Source organism: Ruegeria sp. YTSA219, assembly GCF_059609985.1.
The window spans coordinates 1-14,350 of the sequence record NZ_JBXWMT010000015.1 but is presented as its reverse complement, the minus strand read 5'-3'; the positions used below and the strand labels follow the sequence as shown (position 1 = coordinate 14,350).

20 protein-coding genes are annotated in these 14,350 nt (G+C 58.4%); 5 read left to right on the top strand and 15 right to left on the bottom strand.

Annotated features, from left to right (window positions below):
- The first annotated feature begins 2 nt into the window (after nucleotides 1-2).
- Nucleotides 3-686 carry a DUF1045 domain-containing protein gene (locus tag AC2FFB_RS17085; protein ID WP_496875222.1) on the top strand — a complete coding sequence of 228 codons (684 nt, stop codon included), beginning with the start codon at nucleotides 3-5 and terminating at the stop codon, nucleotides 684-686.
- Here the strand turns inward: AC2FFB_RS17085 and phnN are convergent.
- The 9 genes from phnN to phnG are packed head-to-tail and all read right to left on the bottom strand — an operon-like array spanning nucleotide 668 to nucleotide 6,335.
- A complete protein-coding gene (gene phnN, locus AC2FFB_RS17080) occupies nucleotides 668-1,216 on the bottom strand; it encodes a phosphonate metabolism protein/1,5-bisphosphokinase (PRPP-forming) PhnN (protein WP_496690383.1) in 549 nt (182 codons plus the stop codon). The genes AC2FFB_RS17085 and phnN overlap by 19 nt on opposite strands.
- Entirely contained in the window at nucleotides 1,213-1,896 is a 684-nt protein-coding gene (gene phnL, locus AC2FFB_RS17075; RefSeq protein ID WP_496690384.1) for a phosphonate C-P lyase system protein PhnL, read from the bottom strand. The genes phnN and phnL overlap by 4 nt, the downstream gene beginning before the upstream one ends.
- Before the next feature lie 11 nt (nucleotides 1,897-1,907).
- Nucleotides 1,908-2,678 (bottom strand): phosphonate C-P lyase system protein PhnK, encoded by a 771-nt coding sequence (phnK, locus tag AC2FFB_RS17070; RefSeq protein ID WP_271951522.1) that lies wholly within the window; start codon nucleotides 2,676-2,678, stop codon nucleotides 1,908-1,910.
- 5 nt (nucleotides 2,679-2,683) lie between these two features.
- Nucleotides 2,684-3,088, bottom strand: coding sequence for a VOC family protein (locus tag AC2FFB_RS17065; protein WP_271951521.1), 405 nt, complete (start codon nucleotides 3,086-3,088; stop codon nucleotides 2,684-2,686).
- A complete protein-coding gene (locus tag AC2FFB_RS17060; protein ID WP_142639343.1) occupies nucleotides 3,085-3,945 on the bottom strand; it encodes an alpha-D-ribose 1-methylphosphonate 5-phosphate C-P-lyase PhnJ in 861 nt (286 codons plus the stop codon). The genes AC2FFB_RS17065 and AC2FFB_RS17060 overlap by 4 nt, the downstream gene beginning before the upstream one ends.
- Entirely contained in the window at nucleotides 3,938-4,210 is a 273-nt protein-coding gene (locus tag AC2FFB_RS17055; protein WP_496714054.1) for a hypothetical protein, read from the bottom strand. Before AC2FFB_RS17055 ends, AC2FFB_RS17060 begins: the two co-directional genes overlap by 8 nt.
- Nucleotides 4,207-5,298: a carbon-phosphorus lyase complex subunit gene (locus tag AC2FFB_RS17050; protein ID WP_496714053.1), complete on the bottom strand. Its 1,092-nt coding sequence runs from the start codon at nucleotides 5,296-5,298 to the stop codon at nucleotides 4,207-4,209. Before AC2FFB_RS17050 ends, AC2FFB_RS17055 begins: the two co-directional genes overlap by 4 nt.
- A gap of 3 nt (nucleotides 5,299-5,301) precedes the next feature.
- A complete protein-coding gene (gene phnH / locus AC2FFB_RS17045; RefSeq protein WP_496714052.1) occupies nucleotides 5,302-5,877 on the bottom strand; it encodes a phosphonate C-P lyase system protein PhnH in 576 nt (191 codons plus the stop codon).
- The gene (gene phnG / locus AC2FFB_RS17040) at nucleotides 5,877-6,335 is read right to left on the bottom strand and encodes a phosphonate C-P lyase system protein PhnG (protein WP_496875221.1); all 459 of its coding nucleotides are present in this window, start codon (nucleotides 6,333-6,335) and stop codon (nucleotides 5,877-5,879) included. Before phnG ends, phnH begins: the two co-directional genes overlap by 1 nt.
- Nucleotides 6,336-6,437: 102 nt before the next feature.
- On the opposite strand from phnG, the gene phnF reads away from it, so the two are divergent.
- Nucleotides 6,438-7,148, top strand: coding sequence for a phosphonate metabolism transcriptional regulator PhnF (gene phnF, locus AC2FFB_RS17035; RefSeq protein ID WP_281973432.1), 711 nt, complete (start codon nucleotides 6,438-6,440; stop codon nucleotides 7,146-7,148).
- Between the two features lie 158 nt (nucleotides 7,149-7,306).
- Here the strand turns inward: phnF and AC2FFB_RS17030 are convergent, their stop codons facing one another.
- From AC2FFB_RS17030 to phnC, 5 genes are all read right to left on the bottom strand, one after another.
- Entirely contained in the window at nucleotides 7,307-7,921 is a 615-nt protein-coding gene (locus AC2FFB_RS17030) for an LbetaH domain-containing protein (RefSeq protein WP_496690386.1), read from the bottom strand.
- A 23-nt stretch (nucleotides 7,922-7,944) separates the two neighbouring features.
- Nucleotides 7,945-9,312 (bottom strand): phosphonate ABC transporter, permease protein PhnE, encoded by a 1,368-nt coding sequence (phnE, locus tag AC2FFB_RS17025; RefSeq protein ID WP_496875220.1) that lies wholly within the window; start codon nucleotides 9,310-9,312, stop codon nucleotides 7,945-7,947.
- Nucleotides 9,309-10,190 (bottom strand): phosphonate ABC transporter, permease protein PhnE, encoded by an 882-nt coding sequence (phnE, locus tag AC2FFB_RS17020; protein ID WP_496690388.1) that lies wholly within the window; start codon nucleotides 10,188-10,190, stop codon nucleotides 9,309-9,311. Before phnE (AC2FFB_RS17020) ends, phnE (AC2FFB_RS17025) begins: the two co-directional genes overlap by 4 nt.
- A gap of 63 nt (nucleotides 10,191-10,253) precedes the next feature.
- Nucleotides 10,254-11,156, bottom strand: coding sequence for a phosphonate ABC transporter substrate-binding protein (gene phnD / locus AC2FFB_RS17015; RefSeq protein WP_496875219.1), 903 nt, complete (start codon nucleotides 11,154-11,156; stop codon nucleotides 10,254-10,256).
- 68 nt (nucleotides 11,157-11,224) lie between these two features.
- Entirely contained in the window at nucleotides 11,225-12,046 is an 822-nt protein-coding gene (gene phnC, locus AC2FFB_RS17010; RefSeq protein WP_142639325.1) for a phosphonate ABC transporter ATP-binding protein, read from the bottom strand.
- 163 nt (nucleotides 12,047-12,209) lie between these two features.
- Here phnC and rpe point away from each other — a divergent pair, with 163 nt between their 5' ends.
- Complete coding sequence (rpe, locus tag AC2FFB_RS17005) at nucleotides 12,210-12,896, top strand: ribulose-phosphate 3-epimerase (protein ID WP_496690390.1); 687 nt, start codon at nucleotides 12,210-12,212, stop codon at nucleotides 12,894-12,896.
- Between the two features lie 4 nt (nucleotides 12,897-12,900).
- Here the strand turns inward: rpe and AC2FFB_RS17000 are convergent, their stop codons facing one another.
- A complete protein-coding gene (locus AC2FFB_RS17000; RefSeq protein ID WP_142639321.1) occupies nucleotides 12,901-13,332 on the bottom strand; it encodes a MarR family winged helix-turn-helix transcriptional regulator in 432 nt (143 codons plus the stop codon).
- A 79-nt stretch (nucleotides 13,333-13,411) separates the two neighbouring features.
- Between AC2FFB_RS17000 and AC2FFB_RS16995 the strand changes: the two genes are divergently transcribed.
- Both AC2FFB_RS16995 and AC2FFB_RS16990 read left to right on the top strand, forming a co-directional pair.
- Entirely contained in the window at nucleotides 13,412-13,780 is a 369-nt protein-coding gene (locus tag AC2FFB_RS16995) for an antibiotic biosynthesis monooxygenase family protein (protein ID WP_142639319.1), read from the top strand.
- A gap of 21 nt (nucleotides 13,781-13,801) precedes the next feature.
- Nucleotides 13,802-14,251, top strand: a complete 450-nt coding sequence (locus tag AC2FFB_RS16990; RefSeq protein ID WP_142639317.1) for a hypothetical protein — start codon at nucleotides 13,802-13,804, stop codon at nucleotides 14,249-14,251.
- Nucleotides 14,252-14,350 lie beyond the last annotated feature (99 nt).

Sequence of the window (14,350 nt, the reverse complement as noted above, 5' to 3'; positions counted from 1 at the left end):
ATGTGACATTCACGCGATACGCGATCTATTTTGCGCCACCCGCCACGGCGGAGTGGACGCAATTCGCAACCCGTTGGCTGGGCTGGGACATGGAGGCTGGCACCGAGTTCGCCCATCCTGGGCTGGATGGTGTGGATGTTGCAGCGGTTACGGAGGTACCGCGAAAATACGGGCTGCACGCGACCATGAAACCCCCGTTCCGCCTGCGCGAGGGGCAATCCGTCACAGCGTTGCAAGAGGCCTGCGCCACCCTTGCTGCCAGCCAATGCGCAATCATGATGGAAGGTCTTGAGATTGCCCGCCTTGGCCGGTTTCTGGCCCTGCGACCACTTGGCGACACAGCCGCGCTGAACACGTTGGCCGCCGCCTGTGTTCAAGAGCTTGATATGTTCCGGTCCCCACCGTCGGCGGCTGAACTTGACCGTCGCCGCGCCTCCAGACTGACACCGGATCAGGACGCCAACCTGGTCAAATGGGGATACCCTTATGTGCTGAACGCGTTTCGGTTTCACATCACCCTGAGCGGCAGGTTGGACAAGCCCGTGCTTGCTTCGGTCCAGCGCACCCTGGAAAACCATCTGGGGCCGCTTTTGCCAAAACCCTTTCGAATTGCGGATCTGGCCCTGATGGGCGAGGCCGAGGATGGACGGTTTCACCTGATCCATCGCTATGCGCTTTCCAACTGAAGGCGGGACAAAATTTTGGCCACCGTATCCTGCAGAGCACCAGAATTGTCGACCTCGATCACCCGGACCAGCCCCTTAGGCAAAGGGGTCTTGGCCTGGCCCAACCGACGCGCCTGTTCGCTGTCACTTTCGCGCCCGCGCAATGACAAGCGTTGCTCTAGAACGCTCGCGTCTGCCGTCAACGAGACAACAATCAGATCGCCAAAGATCTCTTGCGCCTGCAACAACACAGCGCGCGACAGGTTGACCAGAACTGCCTCCGCCACCTGACGTTGCTGCGCGATCTCTTTCGGCACACCATAGAGCAACCCATGTGCATGCCAGCTGAGCGCGAATGCGCCTTCATCTTCCATCTGTCGAAACGCGTCATCGGTGACCCGTTTGAAATCTTCCCCCGCTTCGCCTTCGGGGCGGGTGACGACACGGCGCAGCCGCTGGATACCTTTTGCGCGGGCTTCTAACGCCTCAATCACACTGTCTTTGCCGACACCTGACGGACCGACAACCGCTATGACCGGGGCAAGCGTCATGCCGCAATTCCCGGCGTGAATTGCGAAACGTTGATCTCGCGATCGCAAACCTGCTTCCGCGCGTCAACATCATGGAAGATACCGATAATCGCCGCTCCGCGCTCTTTCGCCTCAAGGATCAGGGACAGGACGGTTTCACGATTCTGCGCATCCAGACTGGCTGTGGGTTCATCCAGCAGCATGGCCGGGTATTCATGGGCAAAGCCGCGCGCGATGTTCACGCGCTGCTGTTCGCCGCCCGAAAAGGTCGTCGGACTAAGGGGCCAGAGCCGTTCAGGAATATTCAGACGCTCGAGCAAACCCGCGGCCTTGTCCAGTGCCTTCTGTTTATCGCAACCAACGGCAAGAAGCGGCTCGGCCACGACCTCAAGCGTAGGCACTCTGGGCACAACACGCAGGAACTGGCTGACATAGCCCAGCGTTTCGCGCCGCAGGGTCAAGATCTCGCGCGGTTCAGCCTTGGCGACGTCTAAACCACCGACCAGAACCTGACCCGAGGCAGCCAGATAGTTGCCATAGATCACCCGCATCAAGGTGGATTTACCTGCCCCCGACGCGCCGGTCAGCGCCACACACTCACCCGGTTCAACCCTGAGCGTAGCGCCCTGCATGACCGGGATCACCGCGCTCCCCTGATTGTGCAGGGTAAAGCTTTTGCTGACATTGTTCAGTTCAATCATTGTCCCGGCCCTCATACCTGCAACACGCTGGACACCAGCAGTTGCGTATAGGCATGCTGCGGATCGTCCAGAACCTGATCAGTCAATCCGGCCTCGACCACATGACCGGCTTTCATCACCATCAGCCGATCCGCCAGCAGACGGACAACGGCAAGATCATGGGTGACAATGATGGCGCTCAGCCCCATTTCCCGAACCAACCCGCGCAACAGGTCCAACAGGCGAGCCTGTACCGAGACGTCCAGACCACCAGTCGGTTCATCCATGAAGACCAGCCTGGGGCCGGTCACAAGATTCCGCGCGATCTGCAGGCGCTGCTGCATGCCACCGGAAAACGCGGACGGACGATCATCAACCCGCTCCGCTTCGATCTCAACCCGACCCAGCCAGTCGATCGCCTTGTCGCGGATATCGCCATAGTGGCGGTCACCTACGGCCATCAGTCGTTCGCCGATATTTCCGCCCGCACTGACAGACATACGCAAGCCATCGCGCGCATGTTGGTGCACGAATGCCCAATCGGTGCGGCTCAGCATCCGGCGTTCAGGTTCCGACATGGTCACGGTATCCACCGGACCGTCTGCACGAGTGTCAAAGATCACCTGCCCCGCATCCGGCACCAGATGACCCGCCAGACAGTTCAGCAGGGTTGACTTGCCCGAACCACTCTCACCCACGATCCCCATCACCTCGCCGGGATAGAGATCAAAACTCACATCGGTACAGCCGATACGGGCCCCGTAGGATTTTCTGATATCCTGTACACTCAGCAGCGGTGTCATTTCATTCACCTTGGGTCATATGAAAACTCGATCCGATTGCCGCCCGGCTCTCGGATCATGAAATGGAGTTTCGGACCTGAACCCGAGGGTTCAGGTGCAAACTCGACAACGACGGCAGGCCAGTCTTTGACCGCATCGAAAACCGCAGTCAGCGCTTCTTCATCGGGAACTTTCAAGGCAACATGATGCAACCCGACGTTCTTGTGCCGGTCAAACCCCTGTAGCCCCTTGCCTTTTTGCTGCCAAAGCGTCAGCTTCGCCGCGCCATTGGTCACATAAACCGCCGGATAATCCGGATTGCTGCCGAAGACCTCCCAACCCAGCGCATCGACAAAGAACGTCCGCGTGGCGTCGAGGTCCGAAACCGTAAGGCCAAGGTGGTCAATTCCAAGCACATCTTCTCGTTTCATGCGGCATCCTCTCTGGCCAAACGGCCCACATGGCCCGCCTCGCGGCGCGACCGGCAATAATCAGTGTCCGAGCAAACAAACATGCGGGTGCCTGCATCATCCATGATGACTTCATCCAGATAGCTGTCCTCGGCCCCGCACAGATCACAGGGATGGTCGGCCTTGGTGGCCTCGAACGGGTAGTCCTGGAAATCGAGGCTGACGACCTTGGTATGCGGTGGCACCGCGTAGATACGTTGCTCGCGGCCCGCGCCAAACAGCTGGATCGCGTCCATCTCAAGCTTTGGGTTGTCGAATTTCGGGATGGGGGACGGGTCCATCACATAACGGTCCGAGACCATCACAGGATAAGCATAAGCGGTTGAGATCGCACCATGCTGGCTGATGTCTTCGTACAGTTTCACGTGCATCAACCCGTATTCTTCGAGGCTGTGCATCTTGCGTGTCTCGGTCTCGCGCGGTTCCAGAAACCGCAGCGGTTCCGGGATCGGCACTTGATAGACAAGAATCTGATCCGCGCGCAGCTTCGCCTCGGGGATGCGGTGGCGGGTCTGGATGACCGTCGCCTTCTCGGTTTCCTCGGTGGTGGCGACGCCCGCCGTATTCTCGAAAAACTTACGGATAGACACGGCATTGGTCGTATCATCCGCGCCCTGATCAATCACCTTGAACGTATCGTCCGGGGTCAAAGTTGCGGCAGATACCTGCACGCCTCCGGTACCCCAGCCATAAGGCATCGGCATCTCTCGGCTGGCAAATGGCACCTGATATCCGGGAATAGCCAACCCCTTGAGGATCGCCCGACGGATCATCCGCTTGGTTTGTTCGTCCAGATATGCGAAGTTATATTCAGTCATTTGATGTAACTATTTTGTTTCTGGTGTTTTTATGGACGTACTTGGTATTTGTTCGCTCTTTTTGGCGATTATGCTCTATTTTATCTGGCGCAATTTTCGCGCAAAGTGGCGCCTCGGGGCCATGGCCCGCGACCTTTTGTGCGAATGGGAATCGCTTGAAATCGTGAATTCGCGCGAAGCTTTCGGCAGGAAATCGCCCAATCAGGGCAGCGACTGGTTTTTGAACCGTAGGACGAGCCTGTAGGGCAAAGCGTTCAGAGCTCATTCCGCAGCCTCCCTCGATGCAGTCCGTTCCTCGGCCTCGCGTCGCAGCTTGCGCACCAGTTCCAGTTCGGATTGAAAATCCACGTAATGCGGCAGCTTGATATGTTCGAGGAAACCCGTTGCCTGAATATTGTCTGAGTGGCTCAGGACAAATTCCTCGTCCTGTGCAGGTGCGCCCAGATTGTCCTCGCCCAGCTCCTCCCACCGCAGCGCCCGGTCGACCAGAGCCATGGCGATGGATTTGCGTTCAGACTGGCCAAAGACGAGCCCATAGCCGCGTGTAAACTGTGGCGGCTCAGTCTTTGAGCCTTGGAACTGGTTCACCGTCTCACATTCGGTCAACTCGACTTCGCCGATCTCGATGGCAAAGCCCAGTTCGGGAATGTCCATTTCGACCGCGACCTTGCCGATCCGCAGCTCGCCAACAAAGGCGTGGTTGCGGGCATAGCCGCGCTGAGTCGAATAGGCCATGCCCAACACAAACCCTTCATCCCCGCGCGCCAGCGATTGCAACCGCAGCGGACGGCTCGCCGGAAACTCCAGCGGCTCGCGGGTCAAGTCGCCGGGCGTAGCATCACTGACCGGCTCGTCCTGAATGATATCCTCACTCTTGAGGAATTTGGTGATATGCGGGGTCGGCTCGTGTCGCGCCGTACCTTTGGGCGCGGGTAGAGTTTCGCCATCCGCAGCCAGTTTGAAATCTAGCAGGCGGTGGGTGTAGTCGAATGTCGGGCCCAGCACCTGCCCGCCCGGCGCATCCTTGAACGTCGCCGATATCCGACGGTCACAGGCCATATTGCCCGTTTCAACCGGTTCGGAATAACCAAAACGCGGCAATGTCGTGCGATAGGCGCGGATCAGAAAGATCGCTTCGATCAGATCGCCACGCGCCTGTTTGATCGCCAGTGCGGCAAGGTCCGGATCATACAGCGATCCTTCTGCCATCACCCGGTTCACCGCCAGGCTCAGCTGCTCCCGGATCTGGACCAGGCTAAGCTCGGCCACATCCGGGGCGCCTCGGCGCTCTTCGGCCAACCAGGCATGGGCATTCTCAATCGCCTTTTCGCCTCCTTTGACGGCAACATACATCGCTTAACCCTCCGCGCTGATCTGGGTACTACGCGGCAGGGCCGCGACCTTGTCACCGCAGGTAAAGAAGAAGTCACATCCCAAAGGGAAAAGAGCCGCATTACGTTGCAATGCAGGGATATCGGGTAGGTTCAAGCCTGCGCTCTGCTTGATACCGGGACCGTGCAAAATGGCACCGGACTGATCCAGGCTGTCACGCTCAACAATCAGAGTGGTTGACCGATCCGGATACTCAGCAGTTCCGATACGATAGCGATCCATCCCACCAATTTCGCCCCAAGTGCCGACGGCGAAATCTGCCTCGGCAGCAGGAACCAGCGGCGCGCCGGTGTGGAAGGTCAGCCATTCGCGCAGAGCGCCGGTGTCGAGCTCACCCGCCAGATGTACCTTGGTTTCCGGGTCGCATAAAGTCAGCAACAAGGTGCCCGCTGCTACCGACAAAGGCGCTGGGGGCACGGCCCCTGACAGGCTGCGGATTTCGCCTGGGCGTGCCATCACCGTCATCGCCGCGCGAAAAGCATGTGCGGAATCAACCGGTATGTTCTGGAACCCGCCCGAGAATTGAGTTTGCGCAGTCATCAATCTTCTCCCCGAACCAGCGTGAAGAATTCTACTTTGGTTGCCGCCGCCTTTGCCGCCCGCGCGATTTTGACCGCCTGCATTTTCTGTTCCAGCGGACCGAGCAGGTTTTCCCGCACATGGTCTGCTGCCGCAGTCTGCATCATCGCATCAATCACAGCTGCAGCTTCGGCCTTGGGCTTTGACCGGCCCTGAACATAGCCATGTCCGACCGTGCCATCCTGCAAGACCACCGAGCAGCGCGTGACCGTCATTTCACCCAGGTTGAACGGCGCCCCGGTGGCGCCGGTACGTCCGCGCACCATCACGCCGCCCACTTCGGGGCTGCGCAGCCATTCAAAGCCGGGACGGTCCGTGAGACCCTCCCACAGCGCCAACGTGGCTTCATCTGGCGCGCGGGCCAGCAGGCCCATCCAGGTCTTACGCGCCTCGGTCGCGGAATCTGTCTGTTGTGTCATCAAAGCCTCTTGGCGGGGTTGTCTACTTATCCTATACAACTATACAAATCATAGACCGCCGCCCGGCGACTCGCAATCGCAACTGTGTGAATTTTTGGTGACATGAACAAAACGCCGATCTGGAAAAGCATCGCCCTAAGCCTGACGTCGGACATTGCCGAAGGGCGATATCAAACCGGTGACCGGTTGCCGACCGAAGCGCAACTGGCCGCAACGCATGGCGTTAACCGCCACACGGTTCGCCGGGCGCTGTCTGACATGGCCGACCAGGGGCTGGTCCATTCTAGGCGCGGGGCCGGTGTATTCGTCGCCACCCGACCAACCGAGTATCCGATTGGTAAGCGGGTGCGATACCACAAGAGCATCTCGGCCAGCGGCAAGATGCCCGGCAAGAAGATCCTCGCCCTGACCACACGGGCCGCGGATGAAGCCGAGGCCGATGCATTGGGGCTTGAAACCGGCGACACGGTGCATGTCTATGACGGTCTGTCTCTGGCCGACGGGCAACCCATCGGCCTGTTTCAAAGCGTTTTTCCGGCCAAGCGATTTCCTGACATTCTGCAGATTCTAACCGAAACCCAATCCGTCACCAAAGCCCTGCAAAGATGCGATGTGCCAGATTACACGCGCATCTCAACCCGCCTGACCGCGCGCGCGGCCACGGCAACTCAAGCTCTGCACTTGCACCTGCCCGAGGGCGCACCAGTCTTGTTTTCGATCGGCATCAATGCAGACCCCGATGGCAATCCTGTCGAGTATGGAAGAACAACCTTTGCCGGAGAGCGAGTCACGCTGACCCTGAACGAGGATTGATCCCGTAGGTCTCCCGCCCGTCTTCAACCTCCTATCGGAGGTCTCATCCCGTTGGGCGTAGCGCCGCGCAAAGCGCGGCGCCCGGCCCAAGGCCGCAAAGGGGGATCGGCGAAACCGATGCTTCTGCGAGCGCGGAGCACCTGGGGTCACAGGGCCAGCTATTCGTATTTCTCCAAAAACGCCTCAGCCTCTAGTTTGCGAAAATCCGGCAATGCGTCACGCAAGCGGCTGTTGTCCCAGTCCCACCAGGCCAACTGCTCCATCCGATCCGCAACCGCTTGTGGGAACCTGGGGCGGAGTGGTTGGGCCGCCACCCCAGCAACGATCATGTAGGGCGGCACGTCTTTGGTCACCAGCGCCCCGGATGCGATGACCGCACCATTACCGATTGTCACCTCGGGCTTGATGATCGCCCCGTGACCGATCCATGTGTCATGCCCGATAAATGCGATCCGGCTTGCGCGATGGACAAACCACTCCGCATCATCCTCGGCATCGTCCCAATAGTCAGCCGACCGATAGCTAAAATGATGCAGCGAGGCCTTTTGCAACGGGTGATCCGTAGCGCCGATCCGGGTAAAGCTGGCAATGTTCGAAAACTTACCGATCCTTGCATTAGCGATGTCGCAGGTCCGGTCGCAATAGGAATAGTCGCCCCAGACCGCGTTGGCGATCCGGCTGCCGGTGCCAATCTCGACAAATGCACCAAAGCTGCTGTTGGTAATCTGGCAATCGGGATGGATGAACGGTTCATCCGCGCGCAATCGTGCCATAGTCCTGACCTTTCAAGCTGCGCTCACGGCAGAATAAAATCTTTGGTTTTCGCGTTGCTCGGCTTGCTCTTCTTGCCGCCGTCGCCCTGGATCAAACGACGCCGTAACCAGCCCGAGAACCAATCCATCAACATCACCATGAGAATGATCAGAACGATGTAATAGGCGACCTCTTCCCAATCTTTCTGAGTGATGATCGCCTGCGTCAGCAACAGACCAATGCCGCCGCCAGTAATCGCGCCAATTATGGTCGCGCTGCGGGTGTTGGATTCGAGAAAGTACAAAAGCTGGCTCAACAGCACGGGAGTGATCTGTGGGATCACGCCAAAGCGATAGCGCTGCGGCGCATTCGCACCGGTCGACTGCACGCCCTCGATCTGCTTCTCATCCACATTCTCTAGCGCTTCTGAGAATATCTTGCCGAATGTCCCGGTATCGGTCACCAGAATTGCCAGCGCTCCGGTCAACGGCCCTGGGCCGAAGGCCCGTGCCAGAACAACGGTCCAGATCAAGGCGTCCACACCGCGTACAAAGTCGAACACCCGCCGTGTGGCAAAGCGCACCGACCGCAAGGGGTTAAAGTTCCGCGTCGCCAGGAACGCCAGTGGCAAGGCGATAATCCCTGCCCCCATGGTGCCCAGAAACGCCATCAGGATCGTCTCAAAGATGGCCCAGGCCACATCCTGATGCCGCCAGATCTTGTTGGTCCAGAAATCGTTGAAAATAGCACCGGCCTCACCGGCGGTGGCGCGGCTGACCAACTCGGGGAAAGATTTGCCATAATACGGGCTGTCGAGGGTGAACCAAAACAGCTCCCACCCTGGGAAATAGCGAAACACTTCGGACCGGTTGCGGGTCACGGTCAGACGCCCGGCATCGGTGGTGATCGCCAGCCGATTTTTCGAGACATTGATCCAGTCTGGAACATCGCCCGCCGGTAACTCTGCTTGCACCCCAGAGGCCCGGCTGGGCGTAGCGCGCACGACGCCATAGCCAGGGATATCGTATTCGATTGTCTCGGGGCCGAATCGCACCAAGTGACCATCCTCCAGGTCAATGATCGTGGTTTCGCCCAACGCCACCCAGTCGGGTGCTGTCCCGTCAGGATAGGTGCCTTTGCGGTCCCCTTCGACCGCAACGGACACATCACCATTGCGGTTATCCCGCGTGACATGGGTTTTGTAGCTGTAACTGTCGGCAACAAGCGTCTTGCCGTTTTCCCAATTTGCACGCCCGGCAATACCAGGCACGTCAAAGGCAAAGAACACGTAAATCAGGTAAAAAGCGACAAGGCCGGGCAACCCGAAATTCACGATCCGTTTGCGGTTGAACAGACGACCGGCCTCGGCCTTGAGGTCATCTGTCGACAGATCAGTGGCAAAGGTCGTCATGCCGAAGCTCCTTTTTCAGACCCGTGGGTCAGGCGATCCCGCAGATAGCCGGACAGCTGATCCACGACCATGATTGTGACAAAAAGCAGAAGGAAGATGGCCGCGGCCTCGTCGTAGCGCCCCTGCCCCCATGACATCGCGTTGCGCAGCTCATAGCCCAGACCGCCAGCACCGACGAAACCGAGGATGGCCGAGGCACGGATGTTGATCTCGAACCGCAGCAAGGCATAGCTGACATAGTTCGGTCCGACCTGTGGGATCACGCCCAAATACATCCGTTGCGACCAGTTCGCGCCCACCGAATGCAGCCCCTCAACCGGCTTCAGCGAAGCGTTCTCGTTCACTTCCGAGAACAGCTTGCCCAACGCGCCGGCGGTATGGATGGCAATCGCAATCATGGCCGGAACCGGACCGCCGCCGAGAATAAAGATCAAAACCAGCGCGATAACGATTTCAGGGATGGCCCTGCAGATATCGGAAATCCGCCGAAACAAAGGGATCAGAGATGGCCTTTGCGCCATGCCCCGTGTCGACATCAGGGCTAGAAATGTGCCCGCAATCGTACCGATCAGGGTTGATGCTGCCGCGATATTGATCGTCTCAATCAGGGCCGGAAAGAACCGGATCAGATTCTCCGGCATCGCGCCGATCTTTTCCCACGCTTCCGAGAGAACCTCGGCCGGATAGTCGAAAACCCTGCGCCAACCGTCAACGAAACTGCCTGCGTTTCGATCATCCGCAGTTCGGAACCCTGCGGCCATCAAAGCCACAAACAGGATCAGGAGAATGCCACCATAGGCCCGTTTTCGCCGGGTCATTTCTGAGTATTCGTCGCGGATCTGATCGACACTGTGGGACCCTGCGGTCAGGTCTGTCATAGAATGCTCCTGAGAAAACGGGGTCCGGTATAACACCGGACCCCGATCATGTGAGTTGCAGGCTTAGTTGGATTTCAGCTTGCGGGCTTCAATGATGACCTCGTAGGCCTCATGCGTGATGGGATCAAAGCTCTTGGCTTTGCCTGCTGCCACGCCGTAGAAACACTCGCGGTCTTTTTCATCCAGCGTGTTCCACAGTTCAGTGACCTGAACTTTGACATCTTCGGGCAAGGCCTTGCGCAGAACGACCGGGCCTTCCGGGATCGGCGCCGATTTCCAGATCTCGACCAGATCGTTCATGTCGACCAGACCGGCATCAACAGCGCGGCGCAGCGCGCCCGACTGATAGCCATCTTCCCAATCACCCAGGCCGTCGGCCCAGGTCACGCCGCCGTCAACGTCACCGTTGTTTACCGCAACGATAGTCTGTTCGTGACCGCCGGTGAACTTGACCTCACCGAAGTAATCGCCCGAGTCCATGGTGGCGCCGGTGGCCTGTGGAATCTCGATCGAAGGGATCAGGTATCCTGAGGTCGAGTTCGGATCACCAAAACCAAAGGCCTTACCCTTCATGTCTTCCAGCGAGGCGATGCCGCTATCTTTGCGCGCAAAGCCTACCGAGTAGTAGCCATAGCCGCCATCACTGTTGACCTTGACCAGAACCGGCTCAACCGCTTCGGGATCGCTCAGATAGGTTTTGGCGTAACCCGACGCACCCAACCAAGCGACGTCAATCGTGCCACCCAGCAGGCCCTGAATCACACCGTTATAATCGGCAGGGGCGAACAGCTTGGTCGGAACGCCCAACAGCTCTTCGGTGTATTCGCGCAGGCATTCGTTTTTGCTCATCCGGTCCTGAGCGTTTTCGCCGCCCAGAATACCAATTCGGAATTCGCTGATTTCCTGCGCCATAGCGGGCGCGGCCATGGCAGTGGTCGCAACAAGGGCAGCAATTAGGTTTTTCATCTGTCTCTCTCCAGGTTGATGTCCCCGACCTCTCATCGGGTCGGGCGATGAAAGGTGGTTGGGGTGGCTCAGATGGTGGCTTCGGCTTCCATCAGGGCCTTCTGGGTGGCGTCGAGCGTTTCGATCTCGGTCGAGGTCGCCTCTTCCGAGAAACTCGCATCGGCCCCATAGATCTCGCGGGCGACGCCGGTGGTCAGTTGTTCGGGCAACCCGTCAAAGACGATGCGGCCGTCGCGCATGCCGACAACGCGGTCGCAATAGCGGCGCGCGGTATCCAGCGTGTGCAGGTTGGCGATGACCGTGCGGCCATCCTCTTCGTGGATGCGGCGCAGGGCCTGCATCACCACCTGGGCATTCATCGGGTCCAGCGATGCGATCGGCTCATCCGCTAGAATGATTTTGGGGTCCTGCATCAAAGCCCGCGCGATGGCGACACGCTGCTGCTGTCCACCCGACAGCGCCTCGGCCCGTTTCGGCGCATGTTCGGCGATGCCCAGACGATCCAGAATGTCGATGGCGCGGTGGATGTCCTCCATCGGGAACAGGTTGAACATGGTGGCCAGTGTCGATTGGCGGTTCAGTGTGCCATGCAGCACGTTCGACACCACATCCATGCGCGGCACCAGATTGAACTGCTGAAAGATCATGGCGCATTCGGCCTGCCACGCCCGCTTCTCTCGCCCCTTCAACTGGGTGACATCGCGGCCTTCGAACAGGATCTTGCCTTCGCTGGAATCGGTCAGGCGATTGACCATCCGCAAAAGGGTGGATTTCCCGGCGCCGGATCGCCCGATGATGCCGATCATGCACGGCTTGTCTACATCCAAAGTCGCCGCATCCACGGCTATGTTTTCGCCGAAGCGTTTGGTCAGTTTGTCGATACGCAGCACAGGCCACCCCCAATTCGTCTTGGCGGTGAGCTACAGGCACTGTTCAACGGCTGTGTGTCAGTAAGGTGAAAGTTTTGTTACGGCGCGATTGTCGCGGGGGCTATCCATCAACTGACCTCAACGCTATACGCATCCTCAACTGTTCAGATGACACGAGGCAACCATGAGCTTTGACCGCAGCATCAAGATCGCCCCATCGATCCTGTCCGCCGATTTTGCCAATTTCGGCGCCGAGATTCAGGCCATTGAGGCTCAGGGCGCCGACTGGGTGCATATTGACGTGATGGATGGCCATTTTGTCCCCAACCTGACCTTTGGTCCACCCGCCGTCAAAGCCTTTCGTCCGCATGTCAAAACGGTGATGGACGTGCATCTGATGATCACCCCAGTCGATCCCTACATTCAGGCCTATGCGGATGCTGGGGCCGATGTCCTGACCGCCCATATCGAGGCAGGGCCGCATTCGCACCGCACCTTGCAGGCCATCCGCGCTGCAGGAATGAAGGCCGGTATCGCGCTGAACCCGGGCACTCCGGCCAAAGCGGTGGAGCACCTGTTGGATCTGACCGATCTCATCTGCGTTATGACCGTAAACCCCGGCTTTGGCGGCCAGAAGTTCATCGACATGACCAGCAAAATCCGCCGCCTGCGCCAGATGATTGGCGACCGTCCCGTCCATATTGAGATTGATGGCGGCGTTGATCCAAACACCGCCCCGCTGGTCGCGGCCGCAGGCGCCGACGTTCTGGTTGCCGGCTCAGCTGTGTTCAAAGGTGGATCGGTAGATCAGCCCGGGGTCTATGGCGACAACATCCGCGCCGTGCGGGCCGCTGCGAATTCCGCGCTGTAACTCATTATTCCTGGCGCATGCCCGAAATCACCCTGTGCATGAGGTCCAGAAACTGACGTTGTTCCTCGGCGCTCAGCCCCGCAAGCGCCTGCGCGTTTACGGTCTGGGCGGCCTCATATGCCTCCGCGCGTATCCCTGACGCCTTTTCGGTCAACCAGATCAGCTGAGCTCTGGCATCGGTTGGGTTTTTGGTTCTCTTGACCAAACTGTCCCGCTCCATCCGGTTGAGCGTGTTGGCCAACGTCGCCTGCTCGACGTCGATTTTGCCAAGCAGCTCTTTTTGCGACACGCCGTCCTTTTGCCAAAGCTCCAGCAAAATGGGGAATTGCCCAACGACGATCCCCAAAGGAGAGATACGCTGCTGCAGGTCCCGGGCAAACAAGCGCGCCATGTGATTGACCAGATATCCGGCAGAGTCTTCTTTCGTGAAATCCATGTCGGATAAATACACTTGCATAGCATGCTATGCAATATTATATAGCTTGCTATGTTATTTTCTGAAAGAGGATCAAAGAATGGCACGCATCGTAGAACTGGACGAAATCGCAACCCTGGCTGACCAGATGGAAACCGAGGAAGGCCCCGTCGTTCTGATCAACCTGTTCACGGTTGACGCCAAGGACGAAGACGCCCTGCTGACCGCCTGGTCCCACGACGCGGATTTCATGAAATCGCAACCGGGATACATCTCGACGCAACTGCACAAAGGCATCGCCAACAGCGCGACCTTCGTGAACTATGCTGTCTGGCAAGATGTGAAGAGTTTCCGTCAGGCCTTTACCAATCCTGAATTCCAAAGCCGTATCGCCGACTACCCGGACAGCGCAGTGACGCGACCACATCTTCTGCGCAAGCTGACGGTCGACAACCACTGTGTTGCCTAAGGCAAAAAGTGGAGGCGACCCATGATCAGAACAATCCACCCCATCGCTGGAGTTATCGGATTTCTAACAATCCTGACATTCTGGACATCTACTTTGTACAGCGAGATCTTCGCTTCCCACGCGACCGTGGCATCAGTAAAAACCATGATCGTCTATGGCCTGTTCTTGCTGGTCCCGGCCATGGTAATTGTCGGCGCCACAGGAATGTCGATGGGAAGCCGGCGCAAAGATGCTTCGGCATTGGCCAAAAAGAAAAGAATGCCGATCATCGCAGCCAACGGCCTGCTTATTCTGGTACCCGCAGCACTCTACCTGAAAGCAAAGGCCGGAGCCGGGGCCTTCGACACCAGCTTCTACCTTGTTCAGGTCATCGAATTGGTCGCTGGTGCCACCAATCTGACATTGATGGGTATGAGTATCCGTGACGGCCGGGCAATGACCGCGCGCAGGCGCAGTCAGTCCCAGAAATAAAGATGCATTCCAAACAGAAAAGGCCCGCCCCCGTTTGGGGCGGGCTTTTTTGTTTCGACGGTTAGGTCTGAGACTATTCGACGAACGATCTCATCACCG